At 69.2% G+C, this 20443-nt stretch carries 16 protein-coding genes, 2 tRNA genes, 2 pseudogenes and 1 riboswitch; of the genes and pseudogenes, 17 read left to right on the top strand and 3 right to left on the bottom strand.

Annotation, left to right across the window (positions count from 1 at the left end; all coding sequences use genetic code 11):
• Window positions 1-2: 2 nt before the first annotated feature.
• The 11 genes from B0I32_RS03055 (at window position 3) to B0I32_RS03105 (ending at window position 10835) form a co-directional block, all read left to right on the top strand.
• A complete protein-coding gene (locus tag B0I32_RS03055; RefSeq protein WP_106234654.1) occupies window positions 3-809 on the top strand; it encodes an ABC transporter ATP-binding protein in 807 nt (268 codons plus the stop codon).
• On the top strand, window positions 799-1629 hold the full coding sequence (locus tag B0I32_RS03060) for an ABC transporter permease (RefSeq protein WP_245955520.1): 831 nt from the start codon (window positions 799-801) through the stop codon (window positions 1627-1629). The genes B0I32_RS03055 and B0I32_RS03060 overlap by 11 nt, the downstream gene beginning before the upstream one ends.
• Before the next feature lie 113 nt (window positions 1630-1742).
• Complete coding sequence (locus B0I32_RS03065; RefSeq protein ID WP_106234893.1) at window positions 1743-2018, top strand: hypothetical protein; 276 nt, start codon at window positions 1743-1745, stop codon at window positions 2016-2018.
• Window positions 2019-2029: 11 nt separating this feature from the next.
• Window positions 2030-3850 carry a glutamine--fructose-6-phosphate transaminase (isomerizing) gene (gene glmS / locus B0I32_RS03070; protein ID WP_106234656.1) on the top strand — a complete coding sequence of 607 codons (1821 nt, stop codon included), beginning with the start codon at window positions 2030-2032 and terminating at the stop codon, window positions 3848-3850.
• A gap of 57 nt (window positions 3851-3907) precedes the next feature.
• A complete protein-coding gene (locus B0I32_RS03075; RefSeq protein WP_245955522.1) occupies window positions 3908-4684 on the top strand; it encodes an SAM-dependent methyltransferase in 777 nt (258 codons plus the stop codon).
• A gap of 97 nt (window positions 4685-4781) precedes the next feature.
• Window positions 4782-5765 carry a Bug family tripartite tricarboxylate transporter substrate binding protein gene (locus tag B0I32_RS03080; protein ID WP_106234659.1) on the top strand — a complete coding sequence of 328 codons (984 nt, stop codon included), beginning with the start codon at window positions 4782-4784 and terminating at the stop codon, window positions 5763-5765.
• A 4-nt stretch (window positions 5766-5769) separates the two neighbouring features.
• A riboswitch (cobalamin riboswitch) is annotated at window positions 5770-5965 on the top strand.
• A gap of 103 nt (window positions 5966-6068) precedes the next feature.
• Window positions 6069-8240, top strand: coding sequence for a ribonucleoside-diphosphate reductase subunit alpha (locus tag B0I32_RS03085; protein WP_106234660.1), 2172 nt, complete (start codon window positions 6069-6071; stop codon window positions 8238-8240).
• Window positions 8241-8252: 12 nt separating this feature from the next.
• Window positions 8253-9248, top strand: a complete 996-nt coding sequence (locus B0I32_RS03090) for a ribonucleotide-diphosphate reductase subunit beta (RefSeq protein ID WP_106234662.1) — start codon at window positions 8253-8255, stop codon at window positions 9246-9248.
• Between the two features lie 12 nt (window positions 9249-9260).
• Window positions 9261-10352 carry a mechanosensitive ion channel family protein gene (locus B0I32_RS03095; protein ID WP_245955523.1) on the top strand — a complete coding sequence of 364 codons (1092 nt, stop codon included), beginning with the start codon at window positions 9261-9263 and terminating at the stop codon, window positions 10350-10352.
• A 216-nt stretch (window positions 10353-10568) separates the two neighbouring features.
• A tRNA-Pro gene (locus B0I32_RS03100) sits at window positions 10569-10647 on the top strand.
• A gap of 114 nt (window positions 10648-10761) precedes the next feature.
• A tRNA-Leu gene (locus B0I32_RS03105) sits at window positions 10762-10835 on the top strand.
• Between the two features lie 167 nt (window positions 10836-11002).
• Here B0I32_RS03105 and B0I32_RS03110 read toward each other — a convergent pair.
• Window positions 11003-14167 carry an AfsR/SARP family transcriptional regulator gene (locus B0I32_RS03110; protein WP_181306926.1) on the bottom strand — a complete coding sequence of 1055 codons (3165 nt, stop codon included), beginning with the start codon at window positions 14165-14167 and terminating at the stop codon, window positions 11003-11005.
• A gap of 267 nt (window positions 14168-14434) precedes the next feature.
• A pseudogene (locus B0I32_RS61560) lies at window positions 14435-14826 on the bottom strand (hypothetical protein); the annotation flags it as partial.
• Between the two features lie 88 nt (window positions 14827-14914).
• Here B0I32_RS61560 and B0I32_RS61565 point away from each other — a divergent pair.
• The 3 genes and pseudogenes from B0I32_RS61565 to B0I32_RS03120 all read left to right on the top strand — a co-directional run.
• Window positions 14915-15208 (top strand): annotated as a pseudogene (locus B0I32_RS61565) (transposase family protein); the annotation flags it as partial.
• The gene (locus B0I32_RS57420; protein ID WP_181306928.1) at window positions 15193-15885 is read left to right on the top strand and encodes a helix-turn-helix transcriptional regulator; all 693 of its coding nucleotides are present in this window, start codon (window positions 15193-15195) and stop codon (window positions 15883-15885) included. The pseudogene B0I32_RS61565 and the gene B0I32_RS57420, both read left to right, overlap by 16 nt.
• A gap of 71 nt (window positions 15886-15956) precedes the next feature.
• The gene (locus B0I32_RS03120) at window positions 15957-16829 is read left to right on the top strand and encodes a beta-ketoacyl-[acyl-carrier-protein] synthase family protein (protein ID WP_146178018.1); all 873 of its coding nucleotides are present in this window, start codon (window positions 15957-15959) and stop codon (window positions 16827-16829) included.
• A 14-nt stretch (window positions 16830-16843) separates the two neighbouring features.
• On the opposite strand, the gene B0I32_RS03125 is transcribed toward B0I32_RS03120, so the two are convergent.
• Window positions 16844-17683, bottom strand: coding sequence for a class I SAM-dependent methyltransferase (locus tag B0I32_RS03125; RefSeq protein ID WP_181306930.1), 840 nt, complete (start codon window positions 17681-17683; stop codon window positions 16844-16846).
• A gap of 160 nt (window positions 17684-17843) precedes the next feature.
• Between B0I32_RS03125 and B0I32_RS03130 the strand changes: the two genes are divergently transcribed.
• From B0I32_RS03130 to B0I32_RS03140, 3 genes are read left to right on the top strand one after another with little or no spacing between them, the layout of a single operon-like run.
• The gene (locus B0I32_RS03130) at window positions 17844-18113 is read left to right on the top strand and encodes an acyl carrier protein (RefSeq protein ID WP_106234669.1); all 270 of its coding nucleotides are present in this window, start codon (window positions 17844-17846) and stop codon (window positions 18111-18113) included.
• 17 nt (window positions 18114-18130) lie between these two features.
• Window positions 18131-19642: an amidase family protein gene (locus B0I32_RS03135; protein ID WP_106234670.1), complete on the top strand. Its 1512-nt coding sequence runs from the start codon at window positions 18131-18133 to the stop codon at window positions 19640-19642.
• 23 nt (window positions 19643-19665) lie between these two features.
• Window positions 19666-20397 carry a sugar phosphate nucleotidyltransferase gene (locus B0I32_RS03140; protein WP_106234672.1) on the top strand — a complete coding sequence of 244 codons (732 nt, stop codon included), beginning with the start codon at window positions 19666-19668 and terminating at the stop codon, window positions 20395-20397.
• Window positions 20398-20443: the final 46 nt, after the last annotated feature.

The raw sequence follows: 20443 nt of genomic DNA on the forward strand, positions 1-20443 counted from the left end.
TCATGCTGGCAGCCGAAGGACTGGTCAAGCGCTACGGCGGGGTCGTCGCACTCGACGGCTTCGACCTGCGGGTGCGGCCCGGTGAGATCGCGGGCCTGGTCGGGCACAACGGGGCGGGCAAGACGACGTTCTTCGAGATCGCCGCCGGCCTCATCGCGCCGGACGCGGGGCGGGTGCGGGTCGAGGGCGACGTGGGGATGGCCCCGCAGCACCTCGCGCTCTACCCGAGCGTCACCGTACGGGAGACGCTGCGGCTCTTCGGCGGCCTGGCCGGGCTGCGCGGCCGGGCCCTGGCCGCGGCCGTGGAGCGCACGGCGGAGGAGCTGGCCCTCACCGAGGTGCTCGACCGGCGGGTCGGCGTGCTCTCCGGCGGCCAGCAGCGCCGCACCCAGGCCGCCACTGCCCTGCTGCCGGAGCCGGAGGTGCTGCTCCTCGACGAGCCCACCGCGGGCGCCGACCCGGAGACGCGCGCCGCGCTGCTCGCCGCCGTACGCCGCCGGGCGCAGGGCGGGGCCGCCGTCGTCTACTGCACCCACTACCTGCCGGAGCTGACCGAGCTGGCGGCCACGGTCGCGGTGGCCGGGAACGGGCGGGTGATCGCCAGAGGCGCCGCCGCCGACCTGCTGCGGGACCTGCCGGGCGAGGTCAGGGTGACCGTGGAGGGCGCGGCGGAGATCGCCGTGGCGACCACCGATCCCACCGCCACCCTCGTCGAGCTGCTGCGCGACCTCGACCGGCCGGTGCTCGGCATCGACATCCGCCGCCCGTCCCTCGACGACCTCTACCGGGAGCTGTCACATGCCACCTGAAGCCCCGAGCCGCCACCCGGCCGCGCCGCGCCGCCACCCGTCCGCGCCGCGCCGCATCGCCGGAGGCGGCCGGCCGGTGGCCCTGCGAGCGTCGCTGCGGCGGATCGCCGTGCTGGCCGGGCACAACGCGCGGCTGCGGCGGCGCGATCCCGCCCACTTCGTCAGCTACCTCGTCATGCCGATGGTGCTCATGCTCGTCTTCAAGGGCATGCTCGGCGAGGCCACCCAGGCGGTGACCGGGCTGCTGGTGATGTTCTCGGTGCTGTCGATGGCCGACGTCGCCACCGCCACCCTCACGGAGCGCACCTGGCACACCTGGGACCGCCTGCGCGCCACCCGCGGCAGCGTCCCCGAGATCATGATCGGCAAGGCGCTGCCGGTCTTCGGCGTGCTCGTCGTCCAGCAGGCCGTGCTGCTGGCGTACGGGGTGCTCGTGGTCGGCATGCGCCCGGCGGGGCCGCTCTGGCCGCTGGCGCTCGCCGTGACCGCGTGGTGCTTCGCGCTGCTGTGCCTGGGCACGGCCGTGGCCGGCGTCGTGCGCAGCCAGGGCGAGCTGAGCACGTTGTGCAACATCGCCGCCCTGTCGGTCAGCGCGCTGGGCGGGGCGCTGGTCCCGTACGCGCTGATGCCCGCCTGGGCGCAGGCCGTCGCGCCCGTCTCGCCCGGCTACTGGGCCACGACCATGCTGCAGGCCGCCGTCAGGGGTGACGTGGCGGGCACGGCAGGTCCGGCGGCGGTGCTCGCCGGGCTCGGCGTGGCCGCCGGAGCCTTCGCCTGCCGCCGCTTCAGCCGGGGCTGGGGCCGTTCCGCGACCCTCTGACGTCCGCTTCGGCCGAGGGCTGGGGCCGTTCCGGGATCCCCTGGCGTTAATTCCTGCCCGATATCGGGCAGGATGTTGGCGTGTCTCACTCCAGAGCCGTAGTGTCCTCGTCTGTGTCCACGACACGGCATCCGTACGAAGATCTCATTTCCCACCTCACGAGGACGAGCCCGCTCGGTCCTGGCGAGGCGGCCCGCGTGGTCGCCGACGTGCTGTCCTACTTCTCCGAATCGGCCGAGGAGTTCGTCCGCCGCCGTCACGGGGAGCTGAAGGCCAGGGGATTCACCAACGACGAGATCTTCCCCAGGATCGCCGGCGAGTTACACGGCCGCCGGGTGGCGGCGCCGGAGCTGTCGCTACGGCAGCTTCGCAGGATCGTTTACGGATAGAGGAGACCTCGATGTGCGGAATCGTGGCCTACGTCGGCCCCAAGGACGCCGCGCCCATCCTGCTGGAGGGCTTGCAGCGGCTCGAATACCGGGGCTACGACTCGGCGGGGGTCGTCGTGTCCAACAAGGGCCTCAAGGTGCGCAAGGTCAAGGGCCGGGTGGCCGACCTGGCCAAGGTCGTGCCGGCCAGGTTCAAGGGCGGCCTCGGCATCGGGCACACCCGCTGGGCCACGCACGGCGTGCCGAGTGACGTCAACGCCCATCCGCACCTGTCCGCGGACGAGCGCATCGCGGTCGTGCACAACGGCATCATCGAGAACGCCGGAGAGCTGCGCGCCAAGCTGGAGGCCGACGGCGTGGTGTTCGCCTCCGAGACCGACACCGAGGTGCTCGCGCACCTGATCGCGCACGCCGCCGACGAGAACGAGTCGCTGGAGGAGGCGGTCAGGAAGACGCTCAAGAGCGTCGTGGGCACCTACGGCATCGCCGTGATCGACTCCCAGCGGCCCGGCGAGGTGGTCGTGGCCCGCAACGGCAGCCCGATCGTGCTGGGCATCGGCGAGAAGGAGATGTTCGCCGCCTCCGACGTGGCCGCGCTGGTCCGCTACACCCGTCAGGTCGTCCACCTGGAGGACGGCGAGCTCGCCGTGCTCAAGGCCGACGGCTTCCACACCTTCGCCAGCGACGCCCGCGAGACGGCCAAGGAGCCGCTGACCGTCGACTGGGACGCCGGCCACTACGACACCGGCGGCTACGAGCACTACCTGCTCAAGGAGATCTCCGAGCAGCCCGAGACGATCACCCGCACCATGAGCGGGCGGCTCGACGAGCGCTTTCACGTCGCCCACCTGGGCGGGCTCAACATGGACGCCCGCGAGACGCGCGGCTTCCGCCAGGTGAAGATCATCGGCTGCGGGTCGGCGTACTACTCGGGGCAGATCGGGGCGCAGCTCATCGAGGAGCTGGCCCGCATCCCGGCCGACGCCGAGCCGGCCAGCGAGTTCCGCTACCGCAACCCGGTCGTCGACCCCGACACGCTCTACGTCGCGATCAGCCAGTCGGGGGAGACCTACGACACGCTCGCCGCCGTACAGGAGCTCAAGCGCAAGGGCGGCCGGGTCATCGGCATCGTCAACGCCGTGGGCAGCGCCATCGCCCGCGAGGTCGACGGCGGCATCTACCTGCACGCGGGCCCCGAGGTGTCGGTGGCCTCGACCAAGGCGTTCACCTCGACCTCGGTGGCGTTCGCGCTGCTGGCGCTGCACCTGGGCCGGGTGCGCGACCTGTCGCCCGCCGACGGGCGGCGCATCGTGGACGGGCTGCGCCGGCTGCCCGGCCAGATCGAGCAGATCCTCGCCCAGGGCGAGGAGATCGCGGAGCTGGCCAAGAAGTACGCGCCGCACCCGAGCATGATGTTCGTCGGCCGCGTGCGCGGCTACCCGGTGGCCCGCGAGGGCGCGCAGAAGCTCAAGGAGATCTCGTACGTGCACGCCGAGGCCTACCCGGCCAGCGAGCTCAAGCACGGCCCGCTCGCCCTGATCGGCCCCGAGATGCCGACGGTCGCGATCGTGCCCGACGACGAGCTGCTCGACAAGAACCTCACCACGCTCGGTGAGATCCGCGCCCGCGGCGGCCGGGTGCTCATGGTCGGCCACCGCGCGCCCGACGCCAAGCTGGCCGACGACGTCATCGTCATCCCGAAGAACGAGATCGAGCTCGACCCCATCCTGCTGACGATCCCGCTGCAGCTCCTCGCCTATTACGCCGCCGTCGCGCTCGGTCGCGATGTGGACAAGCCACGCAATCTCGCCAAGAGCGTTACGGTCGAGTAAGAGTCTAATTCGGGCCAAACTATCGTTATCTCGCTGCGGACGGCATAAATTCAAACTGTGCGGCAGTTCGACCAACACCGGCCCCATCCCGCACGCATGTACGACTACATGCTCGGCGGGAAGGACAACTACGCGGTCGACCGCCAGGCCATCGATCACCTGGCGGAGCTGATCCCGGAGGCGGTCCCGCTGGCCCGGGCGAACCGGGCCTTCCTCCAGCGTGCCGTACGCTATGTGGCCCGCGCCGGGGTCACCCAGTTCATCGACCTCGGCAGCGGGCTGCCGACCCAGGGCAGCGCGCACGAAGTGGCGCCGGAGGCCAGGGTCGTCTACGTCGACCGCGATCCCGTCGTCGCCGCCCACGCCACGGTCCTGCTCCGGCGCTCGCCGGGCAGGGCCTGTTTCGTCCAGGCCGACCTGCTCGATCCCGACGCGGTGCTGGCGGGGGCGGGTGAGTTCCTCGACCTCGACCGGCCGGTGGCCGTGCTGATGGTGTCGATCCTGCACTTCCTGCCGGACGAACGGGACCCGCAGCGGGCGGTGGCCGCCCTGCGCGAACGGATGGCGCCGGGCAGCCATCTGGTGATCTCGCACGCCACGACGCTCGGGCGCATCGGCGACGAGGAGCGGGCCAGGAGCGTTCAGCGGGGGTCGTCGGGCCGCAACGGGGCCGACCGCACCCCGGCGCAGATCCGGGCGTTCTTCGGCGATTTCCCGCTGGAGCCGCCGGGGCTCGTGCAGGCCACCGACTGGCGTCCCGACCGGCCCAAACTGGTGGGTGACTGGTCGCTGCCGTCGTCCCTCATGGCGGGAGTCGGAAAGAAAGTCAGATAAGCCCAAAAATCATGAAAAAGCGGCAAAAATAGTGATTTTGCGTGGTGGACAAGACCCCGGTGTACAGCCGCTCGTAATGGGTTAATAACCTAGAGTAATGGGGGATTCGGGCAGCACGTTCATCCGCCGCCGGGGGTTCATCGCCTGGGGCCTCGGCCTGGCGGCCTGCGCCGCCGGGTGCGGTGTCGAGCGCGTCGGTGAGCGCCTGGCCGCACCGCGTACCGGATTCTCGATCAACTCCGACCGGCGGCGCTGGGCCCGCGTCGGGCAGGCGTTCGCCGGCGCGGCCCGCGCGGCCGGGTTCGAGGCGGGCACCGGCCTGGGCGCCGGCTCGATGATCACCGTGACCGGCCTGCCCGCGCTCACCGCGGCCGAGCTGAACAACGGCCAGAGCCTGCTCGACACCGGCACCCCGCTGGCCAGGCTCAGCGGCGAGGCCGAGGTGGTGGTCGTGCCCGACGGCTCGCCGCTGCGCGACTTCGACGACTTCAGCGCCCGGCTGCTGGCCGGCCCCGGACGGACCGTGCTGACCGGCGGCCCGCAGGGCGAGCCCGACCACCTGCTGTTCGGCCTGATCGCCAAGGCTCTCGGCGCCGACACCAGGAAGGTCGACTACACCGGCTATCCGAGCAGCGGCGAGGCCGTCGCCGCACTGCTGGCCGGCCGGGCCACCGCCGCTGCCGGCCCCCTGTCCAACTGGCGCACCGGCATCGGCCGCGGCCGGGTCAGGGCGCTCGCGGTGTCCTCGGCCCGGCGCGTGCCCGACCTCGACGCGCCGACGCTGCTCGAATGCGGCGTACGGGTGGACTTCGCCGACTGGGTGGCCGCGTTCGGGCCCGACGACATGCCCGCCGAGCGGCGCGAGGCGGCCGTGCGCATGTGCGACGAAGTGCTGGGATCGAGGGCGTGGGAGGCCGCCTGCCGGACCGCGGGGTGGCTGGCGATCCCGCTGGCGGGCGACGACTTCGCGCTCTGGCTCGGCACGGAGATCGCCCGCACCCGCGCGACACTACGCGATCTCGGCCTGATCGACGCCACCAAAGCCACAACATGCTGGGGTAGTTGCGGGAACGGCCACTAGATGTAGGATCCTGGTCGTCGCTGGTTCGCCTCTCCTGAGGCGGAGCAAAAGGGAACCCGGTGCGATTCCGGGGCTGCCCCGCAGCGGTGAGCGGGAACGACCGCCGTCATACGCACTGGAGAGATCCGGGAAGCGACGGCCAGTAGGAGCCATCGAGCACGCCCGCGAGCCCGAAGACCTGCCAGCGGTGTGAAGTGTTCAGGGCCTCGAGGGCGGGCCGGAGCGCGCCGCGGCGGGGGTGACCCCTGGCCGTCGTGCTCTCGCGTGCCCTCACGGGGATGAGCTCGCGAGGAGAGGGAGCACGTGACTCAGATCGTTGAGGTTGACCGCCGCCTGGCCATCGAGGAGGCCGCCGCCCGGGTGATCGCCGACCCGGCCAACTCCCGGGTCGCCGCCCGGCTGCTGGCCGAGGAGATCGCCGACGAGGCCGCCGGGCAGGGGGTGCGGTCGTTCTCCGAGTCGATCGCCGCCACCCACGCGGCCGGGCTCGTCCAGGACGGGCTGGCCGACTTCGTCGCCGCGCACGCCGCCGAGCTGGACGCGCTGGTGCCGGACGACGCGGACGACCGCTTCGAGTACTTCGGGCTGCGTACGGTCTACGACCGCTACCTGCTGCGCCATCCCGAGAGCCGGGCGGTGCTGGAGCGACCTCAGCACTTCCTGCTCCGGGTGGCCTGCGGGCTGTCGGAGAGCGTCGCCGAGGCGGCCGAGCTGTACCGGCTGATGTCGACGCTGTCGTACCTGCCCAGCTCGCCGACTCTGTTCAACTCCGGCGCGCGCCGCCCGCAGCTGTCGTCCTGCTTCCTGCTCGACTCGCCGCGCGACGAGCTCGAAGCCATCTACGACAGGTACGGGCAGGTGGCCAGGCTGTCCAAGTACGCGGGCGGCATCGGCGTCTCGTGGACCCGGGTGCGCTCGCGCGGCTCCCTCATCAGGGGTACGAACGGCCACTCCAACGGCATCGTCCCCTGGCTGCGTACGCTCGACTCCTCCGTGGCGGCGGTCAACCAGGGCGGGCGGCGCAAGGGCGCGGCCTGCGTCTACCTGGAGACCTGGCACGCCGACATCGAGGAGTTCCTCGAACTGCGCGACAACACCGGCGAGGACGCCCGCCGCACCCACAACCTCAACCTGGCCAACTGGGTGCCGGACGAGTTCATGCGGCGGGTCGAGGCCGACGAGGTGTGGTCGCTGTTCGACCCGAAGGAGGTGCCCGACCTCACGGACCTGTACGGGGCGGAGTTCGACGCGAAATATCGCGCCTATGAGGCCGCCGGGCGATATGTCAGGCAAATACCGGCGCGTACCCTCTACGGCCGGATGATGCGCACCCTCGCCCAGACCGGCAACGGCTGGATGACCTTCAAGGACGCCGCCAACCGCACCTCCAACCAGACCGCCCGCCCCGGGAACGTCATCCACCTGTCGAACCTGTGCACCGAGATCCTGGAGGTCACCAGCGACGCGGAGACGGCGGTGTGCAACCTCGGCTCGGTCAACCTGGCGGCGCACCTGACCGGCGGGGACGTGGACTGGGAGCGGCTGCGCGGCACCGTACGCACGGCCGTGCGCTTCCTCGACCGCACCATCGACCTCGGCTTCTACCCGACGCCCGAGGCCGGAGCGGCCAACCGGCGGTGGCGGCCGATCGGGCTCGGCGTCATGGGGCTGGCCGACGTGTTCTTCACGCTGCGGCTGCCGTTCGACTCGCCGCGCGCGCTGGAGCTGTCCACCAGGATCGCCGAGGAGATCGCGCTGGCCGCGTACGACACCTCGGCCGACCTCGCGGCGGAACGCGGCCGGCACCCGTCGTACGCCGACACGCGCGCCGCCGCCGGAGTCCTGCACCCCGACCACTACGCGGCGGCCGGCTCGGCGCGCTGGGACGCGTTGCGGGACAAGATCGCGCGTACCGGCCTGCGCAACTCGCTGATGATCGCCATCGCGCCCACCGCGACCATCGCCTCCATCGCCGGCTGCTACGAGTGCATCGAGCCCCAGGTCTCCAACGTGTTCAAGCGCGAGACCCTGTCGGGCGAGTTCCTCCAGGTCAACCGGTATCTGGTGGCCGACCTCCAGGCGCGCGGGCTGTGGACGCAGCAACTGCGCGACGACCTCAAGCGGGCCGACGGCTCGGTGCAGACCGTGCCCGGCATCCCCGAGGACCTCAAGGTGCTCTACCGCACCGCCTGGGAGCTGCCGCAGAAGGCGCTGATCGACCTGGCCGCCGCGCGCCAGCCGTACATCGACCAGTCGCAGTCGCTCAACCTGTTCATGGCCAGCCCGACCATCGGCAAGCTCTCCTCGATGTACGCCTACGCCTGGAAGCGCGGCCTGAAGACCACGTACTACCTGCGTTCCCGCCCCGCGACCCGCATCGCCCAGACCACGGTGACGGCCACCTCGGCCGCTCTGCCGGCCGAGGCGGTCGCGTGCTCGCTGGAGAACCCGGAAACCTGCGAAGCCTGCCAGTAAGGAGCCCCTTTCGTGCTGCTCGACCCCGGCATGGACCTCACCCTGCGTCCCATGCGCTACCCCGACTTCTACGAGCGCTTCCGCGCGGCCATCCGCAACACCTGGACCGTCGAGGAGGTCGACCTGCACAACGACCTCGCCGACCTGGCCAGGATGACGCCGCAGGAACGCCACCTGATCAACCGCCTGGTCGCCTTCTTCGCCACCGGCGACTCGATCGTGGCCAACAACCTCGTGCTCAACCTCTACCAGCATGTCAACGCCCCGGAGGCGCGCCTCTACCTGAGCAGGCAGCTTTATGAGGAGGCGGTGCACGTGCAGTTCTACCTGACCCTCCTCGACACGTACCTGCCCGACCCGGACGAGCGGGTCAAGGCGTTCGCCGCGATCGAGCACATCCCCTCGATCCGCGACAAGGCCGAGTTCTGCTTCCGGTGGATCGACTCCATCGACGGCCTGCGCCGCCTGGAGAGCGCCGCGGAACGCCGCCAGTTCCTGCTGAACCTCATCTGCTTCGCCGCCTGCATCGAGGGCCTGTTCTTCTACGGCGCGTTCGCCTACGTCTACTGGTTCCGCTCCCGCGGCCTGCTCAGCGGCCTGGCCACCGGTACGAACTGGGTCTTCCGCGACGAATCCATGCACATGGAGTTCGCGTTCAGCGTCGTGGACACCGTGCGCGCCGAGGAGCCGTCGCTGTTCGACGACGAGCTGGGCAAGCAGGTCACGCTCATGCTGGAGGAGGCGGTCGCCGCCGAACTCGCCTTCGCCGCGGACCTCTGCGGCGACGGCATGCCCGGCATGGGTGTCGAGCAGATGCGCCAGTACCTCGAATACGTCGCCGACCAGCGGCTGACCCGGCTGGGCCTGCCCCCGCGCTACGGCTCGGCCAACCCCTTCGCGTTCATGGAGCTGCAGGACGTGCAGGAGCTGGCCAACTTCTTCGAACGGCGTGTCTCTGCTTACCAAGTGGCGGTTGAGGGCAATGTGAGCTTTGACGAGACGTTCTAAGACATTGGGGGCATGAACGTGCAGTCTCTGGCGGACTGGCCGATCCTGCTCATCGCGGTGATCGGATCGATCCTCCTGGTGGAAGTGCTCCGGCGGGTGCTGAACCGCGCCGGGCGTAAATGGGCACTCGCCCGCCATCTTGTGGAGCACTGCACGTGGCCGGCCTTCCTGATGGCCGCCGCGGTGGCCGCCAACGCGGCGTTCGGGCCGGGTATGTTCGGCGACACCCCGGCCGAGCGGGGCCTGGCCGGCACGGTGGAACGGGTGCTCGGCCTGGTCACGATCGCGGCGGTCACCTGGCTCATCGTGCAGGCCACGTACGCGCTGACGGACGTCGTCCTCGATCGGCTGGTGCTGGTCGAAGGCGAGCGCAACCGGCGGGCCCGGCGGATCATGACGCAGATCGCGCTGGTCCGCCGGATCGCCGCCGCGGTCATCATCGTGGTCGCGGTCGGCGCGATGCTCTTCTCCTTCCCGCAGGTCCGCGCGCTCGGCGCCGGCCTGCTCGCCTCCGCCGGCATCGCGGGCGCCGTCGTCGGCATCGCCGCCCAGCCGACCATCGGCAACGTGCTGGCGGGCCTGCAGCTCGCCTTCAGCGACGCGCTCCGCCTCGACGACGTGGTCGTGGTCGAGAAGGAGTGGGGCCGGATCGAGGAGCTCACCCTCACGTACGTGGTGCTGCGGCTCTGGGACGAGCGGCGGCTCGTGCTGCCGGTGTCGTACTTCACCCAGAACCCGTTCGAGAACTGGACCCGCCACGGCAGCCGCGTCCTGGCCGTGGTCTACCTGCGGGTGGACTGGGCCGTCCCCGTCCCGAAACTCCGCGACGCCCTGTACGAGTTCCTCCAGGGAAACCCGCTGTGGGACCAGAAGGACTGGACGCTCCAGGTCACCGACGTGCTGCCGAACGGGCTCGTGGAGCTGCGGGCCCTGATGAGCGCCGCCGACTCGCCGTCCTCATGGGACCTCAAATGCGACGTACGCGAATTCCTGGTGAACTTCGTCCGGGAGAATTACCCGGACGCCCTGCCCCGATTCCGCGTCGACTTCCCCGAGACCCAGGTGAGCGCGGGCTGGCACCGCGAACAGGTCGACGATAAATAAGTGGCACGCCGCCCGACCGTCCCTTTACCGTGGACAACGTCCGCCGGCGAGAACGAAGGGAGAGCGAGAAGTGACCCACCTGACCGTCCTGACCAGCTACCGGCCGCTCGCGCCCGCCCTGTGCGCGCCGCGGCGGAGGCTTTCCGGATAACCCCCGACGGGTTCGCCGGAAAGCCGTCTCGGACGAAAGTCCGGGGCGGCTGATTGTTTTTCATTCCGAGTGTGGGGCAGTTTGGTCAGCCCGCCTGCCTTGGGAGCAGGAGAATCGCAGGTTCGAATCCTGCCGCTCGGACCACGGCCCTGAAAGAAAAGGGCCGCGGGCCACGGCCTGGCCGATGGGAATGGCGCCCCTCGGCCGGACCGGGCCCTCGCCCCGGGCACGGCCCACGCCAGCCAGGCCCGGGGCCCAGCCGCTCTGGCCCAACTGGCAGAGGCGCCGTCTTCAGGAGGCGGAGGTTCAGGGTTCGAATCCCTGGAGCGGCACCGAGAAGACCCTGAACTTCTGCGTCCCCCTGCGAGGGACCCAGAAGAAGGGGACACATCGGGATGCCCACTGAACCAGGCTCGCCTGCCGTTGCAGGGCGCACCCGGAGGCGACAGGCGAAGATCGAGGCCGTGCGGCGACTCAGAGCCGCGCTCTGTACCTTCATTCACCAGGCTTGTCCCAGCAGTGCCGCGGTTTTCGATTGTTCGGGGGCGCCGATGGCCGTGAACAACGCGTGGGCTTGTTCCCAGTGGCTGCGCGCCTCCTCCTTTGCCGCGTTTTTCCTGGCATGACCGAGCGTCATGAGGAGGCGTGCGTACTCCAGTCGCTGCCCGGATCGCCGCGTGATCTCCAGCGCGTCCTCGCACACTTGGATGCACCGCTCATTGTCGCCCTCCTCCAGGTGGATGGCGGCGAGCAGGCCATGCAAGCGTGGCAGATTCAGCGGATTGACGGTGAACGACGGCTGCAGCAATCGGTCTATCGTGACACGCGCGTCTCTGGGCCGGCCTTGGCGGTGGTAGAACTCCGCGCGGTCCATCAGCACCTGATCAAGGTCCGTCCCCGTGTGTTCGCTGAGTTCCAGCGCGGCGTCAAGGCGCGTGAGCGCGACGTCTGCTCTGCCGAGTTCTGATTCCGCTTCCGCGATGCCGACCAGCGAAGCGATCTGACACCGTTTGTTCTCGACTTCCTCGGCGATGGCCAAGCCCCGGCCGAAGAAGTCGATCGCCTGCTCGTAACGGCCCATGTCACGATGTGTCCAGCCGAACGTCTCGTACGTCACCGCCTCGGCGTAGCGCAGACCAACGGCCTGGGCCACGGCCAGCGCCTCGTCAAGAGCCTCCAGCGCCTCGGGGAGGCGGGCCTGATTCCGGCGTACCAGGGCGAGGTTGACCAGGGCCAGTGTCTGGATGTGCGTGTCACCGGACTCGTCGGTCAGCGGGAGACACGCCTGCAGGCATTCCTCGGCGCGGGCGAGCTGGGCGAGCATGAGGTGGGCCGAAGCCAGGTTGTTCAGTCCACGTGCTTCACCACTCCTGGATCCCAGCGCGTGATGGATCTCCACGGCCCGCTGGTACAGGGGAATCGCTTTGTGCGGCTCTCCCAGCTGTTTGAACACCACACCACAGCCCTGCAGCGCCACGGCCTCACCCTGCGGCCATGACGCCTGGCGGGACAGTTCCAGCGCGCGCTCGAAATAGTCCATGGCGCTCTTGAGATCAGCAATGCGCCATTGGACCAGACCGATCAGGCGGCACATCGCGGCCTGCCCCCTGGGGTCTTGCTCCCTCTCGGCGGCGATCAGCGCGATCTCCGCGATACGGAGCCAGTCTCCGTGTGCACGCCGGTGCTGCAGGACGTCGTGCATGGCCTCGATCAGGAGCCATGCGTACGGCCGAGGCCCGTGCGTGGCCGCGCGCGACACGGCCACCACGAGGTTGTCCCACTCGATGTCGAGCCAGTCGAGTGCGTCCCGCTTGGTAGCGAAGGGTGTGGGGGTCACCTCCGGCCGAGCGTGATCATAGGCGAGATCGGGGACCTCGATACCGGCCGCTTCAATCGCGCCGATGACCGTACACAGGTAGTAGTCGAGAAGCCGGCGGACAGCGGACTCCCGCTCGACGGCGGGGTCCTCTTCGGTGCATCGTTGCGCGGCGTACTCGAGCACCAGATCGTGGGCGGCGAAACGCAGTGGGCCGATCTCCTTGATGAGGTGGATCCGCGCCACGGCACCGAGCAGGCCCACCGCCCGCTCGTGGCTCGTTCTCGTCAGAGCGGCCGCCGCCGCGACGGAGATCTCGCCGCCACCCGCCAGGCTGAGCAGGCGGAACATCCGCTGCGCCGCCGGCATCAGTGCCTTGTACGACAGATCGAGGGCTGCCTGCACGGCGACTCTTTCGTGGCCCTCCACGCGCAGACGCACCAGCCGTCCCTGTTCAGCAAGCTGGTCGACGTAGTGGGCGATCAACCGGTGTTCGTGATCGCCGATCCAGGACACGGCGATGGACAGAGCCAACGGCAGCCGGCCACAGAGCGCCATGAGTTCTTCGGCGGCCTCCGGCTCCCGTAGCAGGCGATCCTCACCGATGCTTCTGGCGAGCAGCCGCTGCGTCTCCTCGCGGTCCAGCACATCCAGCGTGAGGCGCTCGACTCCGTCCAGGGCCGCCAGGCTCGCCAGCCGGTGACGGCTTGTGATGACGGCATGGCATCCCGGGTCGCCGGGCAACAACGCGCGCATCTGTTCCGGGTCGGCGACGTCGTCAAGGATCACCAGCACCCGCCGTCCTGCCAGGAGCGAGCGATAAAGTGCGACTTGCGCGTCCAGCTCTAATGGAATGTCCTTCGCCGCCACACCGAGTCCCTGCAACAGCAGTAGCAGGGACTCGGACAACGACATCGGCTCCCGCTGGTCGAAGCCCCGCATGTTGAGGAACAACTGCCCGTCGGGAAAGCGTCCGCTCGCGGAATGAGCCCAGTGGATCACCAGCGCGGTCTTGCCCACGCCGGCGGGACCGACCACGAGGTTCACCCGGCCGGCGTCCAAACGCCGCAGCGCCGCCGCGCGGCCGACGAAGCGGCCGCTCGCGGGTGGCAACTGGCGTGGGACCAGCGCCGGGTTGGCAGTCTTGGCCGGAGGTCTCCCCTCGAGTATCAGCTGCTGAAGCCGCTGCAGCTCATCGCTCGGATCCACACCGAGATCGCGGACGAGCGCGGTTCGGAGTCCCTGGTACACCGACAGGGCGTCGCTGACACGTCCGTCGCCGAAGAGCGCCTGCATGAGCAGGGCGTGTGGCCTCTCCCGCAACGGTTGCTCGGCGACGAACTGGGTGAGCGCCGGGATGACCGACCTGCCCTGCCCCATCGCCAGCAGCGCCGCCGCCCGCCCCTCGACCGCCTCGTACTTGAGCTCCTCGAGCCGGTATCGCTCCGCGTGGGCGGCCGGGGAGCTCAGATCGTCGAAGGGGCTGCCCCGCCATAACGCGAGAGCCTGGTCGTACAGGTCCGTCGCCTCCGGGTGCAGGCCGTCCTCCATCGCCCGGCGCGCTTCTTCCACCAGAGAGACGAACTGGTCGGCGTCCACCGCGGCCGCCCTGGTGTCAAGGAGGTATCCCGGGCTTCGGGTGAGGATGACGTCCCGCCCATGGGGACCGAGCGCCCGCCGGAGCTCCGCGATCAGGGCGCGCAGCCGTGCCGGGGCGGAGGGCGGCAGGTCATCGCCCCAGATGTGGTCAGCCAGGCGCCCCACCGACACCACTCGACCGGCGTCGAGAAGCAGGGCCGCGAGCAGCGACCGCTGCCTGCCGGTCGGTTGCGCGGCCCGGCCGTCCACGGAGATCTCCAGAGGGCCGAGAAGAAGAAACCGTATGTCAGGCGACGCATTCCTCATCCGGCTCCCCATGCAAGATCCATGCGCGATCCATGCGCGCAATTGCCACAGTGCTGCCAAATCCCACTCAGAAATCGGTGGTGCACGGATGACGCCACAACTCAACGGTAGCGACTGGGCGTGGGGCGAGGGGAGCAATGGCTGATCTTGGTCTCACGCAACCAGCCCGCTCTGACCTACCGCAATGAGACGGCGGACGCGCTCGGAGGTCTACTCGGCCGGAGCGCAGGACCGTCGTCGACCTCCTGAACGAGCCGTCGCCGGGCAGGGCGGCAGGCCCGCTCCCGGGCGACGGACAAAAAGGCCGGCGCGAGCATGCAGGTGGTGACGTGACGGTGCCAGGGGGTCCATTCGCGGACTTGGTACTGGCCGACCGCACCGCACGAGCGGCGCTCCCAGGCGGTCACCCCCAACTCTGTGCACACCTGGTCCGGACGACGCGCCCCGCCCCGGGCATCGAGCAGGGGCGGATTCACCGGGACGGCCATCGCGTAAGGCATCTGACGGATAGGGAAGAAGGCCCGCAAACCGGGGTCGCGCCCGTATCCGGAATGGGCGGTGAAGTACCGAAACGGGGTCCCGGCCGCCGGCTCCTCCCGAAGACCTTCACGTCACTCTCCGTACCCGATCGGCAACGTGAATCAGGATCTACGCATGTAGTACAGGGCACCGGGATCCACGCCCCGGCACAAGAAGCCACCCGGCCGGGATCTCACCCCAGCCCGCCAGTCCTGCAATACCGCACTGAACCGCATCCGGGCCGCCGTCGAGCGGGCCATTGCCCACCTGAAATGCTGGAGGGTTCTCAACAACGGATTCCGGCGTTCACCGGAGGAAATCCCGCGGTGCTACGCACCGTCGCCAAACTCCTGGAAGTCTTCCGAGCGACGGCCCGTACTGAAACACAGTCCGAACAGATTTTGGGAAGTTCTCCAGCTGTCCGTGAACCATCGAGAGCGGAGAGACCTGTGCCGGAAACGGTGACATCGTCCCCTATAAACGGAAATGCCTCCCTCAGTGTCGCGCTCCACATCGGAAGCGACGTCATCGCGCATGGCCTTGAGGTCGTCCTGCAGCAGATCGCGGGTGTCCGCTCCGTGCAGCGTGTGGATCTTCGCTCGCTGCCCGGCCTCATCGAGGACGACGAGACAGATGTCCTGGTCGTCTCCTTCGATCTGTGGTCCGACCTCGAGGGGATCTGGGACCCCACCGATCACCGCACCAAGATTCTCGTCACCGGCAGCGATCTGCACACCCGGGAGATAGAGTCCTTCAGTTCTCTCCCCGTGGACGGGTTCCTCGCTCTCGAGTACATCTCGGCGGAACGTCTCAACGACACGCTCGGCCGACTGGTGAACGGGGAAGTCCCCCTACCCTCCGAACTGGCCTACAGGCTGTTGAACGAGGCGTATCCGGTGGTGACCCGCCGGAGGCGCGCTCATGTGGAACTCACCGCCCGGGAGAAACAGACGCTGGCGCTGCTCGTGAAAGGGATGAGCAACAAACAGATCGCCCGAGGTCTCGGCATCTCCACACACGGGGCAAAGCGGCTGGTCACTGCGATACTGCTGAAAATGGGTGTACCGAACAGGACCGCGGCCGCGGTGCAGGCGATCGACTCCGGCCTCGTCCCGGAGCGGTCGACCGGGGATTCGGGATAGCCGGAACCCATGAAGTGACGGTCCGGCTCCCGGTCCGTCACCGCGCCGCTCCTTTCATCTCTTAAGGTGTGATGGCCATCCAGACATCCGTCCTTGAAACGTTCAGCACCGTGTTCACCGGCGAGCCGCGCGAGGATACGGTGGCTCCGGCTGAAACGGTCGCGCGATCACGCGAAGACGAATACCTCAACGACCTGGCGGACGTGCACGGTCTCGATGAATCCGCTGTTCTCTCCACTGTGACATCGCGCTCGTATGGAGAAATGGCGGCCAGGGCCCTCGAAGGGTGTGGTGCGGGATCCGGCCACATCGATGTGATCATCCTCGCCTACGCGAACACCGAGTTCTTCGTCCCGGAAGGCGCCGGCTCGTTCCTGGCCGAGGAATTTCCGTCGGCGAAGATGGTCTACGCCGTCACGGAACAGGGAAAGCTGGCCCCGTTCACCGCGCTGAAACTCGCGCAGTGTCACCTCCAGGAGGAAGAGTGCGAAAGAGCGGCCGTCGTCGCGATCGAGCAGCGCGCCGTGCCTCTCGTCGACGACCACGACGCGGGCAGGCCTGAAGTCGATGCTGCCGCGGCGATTCTTCTGTCGCGAGATATATCTGCCGCTAGTACTGAAATGCCGGGCGTTGCTCTGCGAAAGGTCGGCGGGCAGGCGGAACTCGGTCCGCTGGTGAGAGAGATGTTGCGGATCGTGACGGCACAACTGGACGGCGACCCCCTCATCGTCATCGGCGAGCGCATACCGAGTGGCGAGGCCGCTTCCTTTTCGTCCCGTGTCCGTCGGGCGGAAGCCGGCCGTGTTTGCACCGGAGTGTGGGAAACGCTCGACCGGAGTCTGCGCGGCGACGACGGCGACGGCGGGTATTCCGGGCCCGTCGTCGCCATGGAATACGAGCCGATGCTGGATCAACTCGGTGTGGCGTCGATGATCGTGCCGTAGCGCCTTCACGCCGTTCACACGTGTCCCGCGGCCAGGTAACTACGGGGCAGATCCGGCAGGTTGGCCGGATTGGCGGCCGAGGACCAGCGGCCGTACTCGGCGCCCGGCCGGCCGGGCTCGGTCACGACGTCCACGGTCCAGCCGTTGTCCGACAGGAAGCTCCCCGGGTCGTCCGTGCCGAACCGCCACGGACTGCTCGCGTCTTCGAGTTTGCGCAGGAAGGATTTCATGTACGGGAAACGGTAGATACCGGTTCCGATCAGATCGACGCACAGGCGGCTGCCGGGCGCGGAGAGCTTCGCGGCGCGGCGCACCACGTCGCCGGCCAGTTTTTCCGGCAGGTAGAACAGCACCCCCTCGGTGAACCACAGCGTCGGCACCTGGGGGTCGTGGCCCGCCGCCGCCAGAGCCGCGTCCCAGTCGTCGCCGAGGTCCACCGGAACCGTCCGCAGGTCGCACTGCGGTACGGCGCCGGCCTTGTCGAGGACGGCTAGCTTGTAGGACAGGACAGTCGGCTGGTCCACCTCGTACACGGTGGTTCCGACCGGCCACGCGAGGCGGTAGGCGCGGGTGTCGAGACCCGCGCCGAGCCCGACCACCTGCACCAGGCCCGCGGCCAGACCTTTCCCGATGGTGTCGTCGAACCAGCGCGTGCGGATCGGCAGGAAGGGATTGCCCTCGTCGGAGGCTCGTGAGGTGTGGAAATGCCGAAGGAGTTCGGCGCCTTCCGGTCCGGCGAGCAGCGAGGCGTAGGGATCGTCGAACAGCCGGTCGGGGCGTGCACTCTCACGGGCTCTGGCAGCAGCCGTCCACCGTGCGGTCTCGCCGACTCCGTTCATCTTGTCTTCGCCCATGGGCAAGCAATGTAACGACCGGCCGGCAGCGGCAGAATCTCCATACTCCGGCATACCTGATCCGGCAGGGCCTTTGGGACGCCCAATGGGGACTGGCCTGCCGCTATGCGCCCGGCAGAAGCTGGCAGCGCCAGCAGGATTCGAGAGAAGAGGACGCGTGATGCAGCCGCGAACGGTGGACGACGTACCAACGGTGATCGCCCAGGAGATGGGGCGCGTCCTGGCCGGCGAACCGCTGGACCTCCACCGGGACTTCTTCCTCGCCGGAGGTGACTCGGTGCGCGCCGTGGAGTTGATCACGCGCCTTGGCGAGCGCTTCAGCGACGGTACGGAAGAGGCCAGCGCCCGCCTGTGTTCGGCACTCCTGCTCGCCGTGTTCGAGGACGCGACACCGGAGGCGCTGGCCGCGGTCGTGCGTGAGCACCTCTGAACGGGAGGGCGACCCCTATGACCGGTTCCGGTTGGTCGGTCCGGGAGATCGCCGACGCCGTGGCCGCCCGCCGGGTCTCCGCGACGGAGATTCTCGCGGAGGCCCTCACCCGTATCGACTGCTGCAACAAGGAGTTGCGCCTGGTCGTCACCATCGACGAACGGGCCGAGCGATGGGCGCGCGAGGCCGACGAGGCCGTACTGCGCGGTGAGTCGCTCGGTCCGCTGCACGGCGTTCCGCTGACAGTGAAGGACAGCTTCTCCACGCGGGGTCTGCGCACCACCGCGGGGTCCCGCGCCCTCGCCGGCAACGTCCCCAGCCGTGACGCGGACGCCGTGGCCGCGCTCAGAGCGGCCGGCGGCATCGTGTTCGCCAAGACCAACCTGGCGGAGAACTGCGGTGACCTTCAATCTGCGAACCCCCTGTTCGGGGCGGCTGCCAACCCCTGGGATCCGCGGTACACCACCGGCGGTTCCTCGGGCGGTTCCGCCGGAGCGGTCGCCGCCCGGTTCTGTGCCGCCGACCTGGGTTCCGACATCGCGGGATCGATCAGGATCCCGGCCGCCGCCTGCGGGGTCTACGGGCATCGGCCGAGCTACGGCATCGTGCCGATCCGCGGTCACCACCCCCCGTACCAGCCGATCGAACCGGATCTCGCGGTGGCGGGTCCGCTGGCGTCCACGCCCGGCGACCTCTCCGTGCTCCTCGACCTTCTGCTCGGCCCGAGCCAGGCGGACAGACCGGCCTGGCGGGTGGAGCTGCCGCCCGCCAGGACCGTACGGCGGGTGGCGATCTGGCCGGACGATCCGTACTGCCCGGTCGACGCCGAGATTCGCGGCGCACTGGGACACGTGGCCGAGGTGCTGGAAGCCGGCGGCGTGCCTGTCGAGCAGACCCGGCCGTCCGGCATCCGGCTGGACGAGAGCGACGAGGTGGCCCGCAGGCTACTCGCCTCCGTGGCGCTGCAGGACTACAGCGCCGCGGACATCGCCGCCATCAACTCCGGCGACCGCGCGCCGGATGACGGCCTCGGCGCGCAGTACGTCGCACAGAGCTACCGGGACTGGATGCAGGCGCACGCCCGGCGCGAGCGGCTGCGGGCGCGGTGGCAGTCGTTCTTCACGCGCTTCGACGCTCTGCTCCTCCCCGTCGTCCCCTCCTTGGTCGGCCCCCACGACGCCCGCCCGTTCGCCGAGCGGACCCTGACGGTCGACGGCGCTCCACGCCCGTACTGGGACCAGATGGTGTGGGCCAATCTGACGGGCCCGGCCGGACTTCCGACCACGGTCGTCCCTGTGCGCCGCGACAGTCGCGGCCTGCCCATCGGCATCGCGGTCGTCGGCCCCTACCTGGAGGACCGTACGCCGCTGTCGCTCGCTCAGCGGCTGTACGAACTGCTCGAACCTCTCGGGCCCCCACGGGTCCGGCATGGCAATTCAGCCAGCTCTGTCGGGCGGGCACCTGGAGTTAGCCGTGACCGCGGCGCCACGCCAGATTGTTCCCAAGTCAATCCACTCCCCCGAATGTGAATGGCTGGATCGGAGGACCATCCATGCACGCAATCGTCATCGCCGGTGGGAAAGGCACCCGGCTAGGGCCTTTGACAGCCGAGACCCCTAAGGCGCTGATGAGGTTCGGCGAATTCACCCTGCTGGAGATAACGCTGCTCCGTCTGCGGGAGGCCGGTGCCGACCGGGTCACCCTCTGCGTCTCCCACCTCGGCGAGGTGATAAGGCAGGTGATCGGTTCGGGTGACGCACTGGGGATCGCCGTCGAGTACTGCCACGACCCGGTTCCGCTGGGCACCGCGGGTCCGTTGCGGCAGGTACCGCACTGGGAGGAGCCGGCACTGGTGATGAACTGCGACATCCTCACGGCTCTCGACTTCGGCCGCCTGTACAGGCTGCACGTCGACTCCGGGGCGAGGATGACGGTCGCGACCCAGCGCCGCCACGTGGTCGTCCCGTTCGGTGTGATCGAGTTCGCCGAGACCGGCCACGAGGTGCGGGCCATCAGGGAGAAGCCGTCGCTGCCCTTCGATGTCTCCGCGGGCATCTACGTCGTCGACCCGAAGGCCAAAGACCTGATACCGATGCGGGAGCCGACGGACATGCCCGCCTTGATGCGTGCCCTGCTTGAAGAGGGACACTCCGTTCAGGCGAGTTCGTTCACCGATGTCTGGCACGACATCGGCACGCCTGCGGGCTACCAGGCCGCGCAACGGGACTTCGCCGCCGACCCCACCGCCTACCTCGTGCCGAAGATCGCAACCCCGCAGCCATAAGCGGATCACCTGCTCATTTCTTCTCCACTCAGCTGCGAGAACATGA

The sequence above is a fragment of the Nonomuraea fuscirosea genome, from assembly GCF_003001935.1.
Classification (GTDB): Bacteria; Actinomycetota; Actinomycetes; order Streptosporangiales; family Streptosporangiaceae; genus Nonomuraea; species Nonomuraea fuscirosea.

Excerpts from the sequence above, each read along its gene's own strand:
- B0I32_RS03080 (WP_106234659.1), top strand. The coding sequence starts at position 4,782 with ATGGGGGATTCGGGCAGCACGTTCATCCGCCGCCGGGGGTTCATCGCC.
- B0I32_RS03095 (WP_245955523.1), top strand. The coding sequence starts at position 9,261 with ATGAACGTGCAGTCTCTGGCGGACTGGCCGATCCTGCTCATCGCGGTG.
- B0I32_RS03120 (WP_146178018.1), top strand. The coding sequence starts at position 15,957 with ATGGCCATCCAGACATCCGTCCTTGAAACGTTCAGCACCGTGTTCACC.
- B0I32_RS03055 (WP_106234654.1), top strand. The coding sequence starts at position 3 with ATGCTGGCAGCCGAAGGACTGGTCAAGCGCTACGGCGGGGTCGTCGCA.
- B0I32_RS03130 (WP_106234669.1), top strand. The coding sequence starts at position 17,844 with ATGCAGCCGCGAACGGTGGACGACGTACCAACGGTGATCGCCCAGGAG.
- B0I32_RS03140 (WP_106234672.1), top strand. The coding sequence starts at position 19,666 with ATGCACGCAATCGTCATCGCCGGTGGGAAAGGCACCCGGCTAGGGCCT.
- B0I32_RS03125 (WP_181306930.1), bottom strand. The coding sequence starts at position 17,683 with ATGGGCGAAGACAAGATGAACGGAGTCGGCGAGACCGCACGGTGGACG.
- glmS (WP_106234656.1), top strand. The coding sequence starts at position 2,030 with ATGTGCGGAATCGTGGCCTACGTCGGCCCCAAGGACGCCGCGCCCATC.
- B0I32_RS03135 (WP_106234670.1), top strand. The coding sequence starts at position 18,131 with ATGACCGGTTCCGGTTGGTCGGTCCGGGAGATCGCCGACGCCGTGGCC.
- B0I32_RS03060 (WP_245955520.1), top strand. The coding sequence starts at position 799 with ATGCCACCTGAAGCCCCGAGCCGCCACCCGGCCGCGCCGCGCCGCCAC.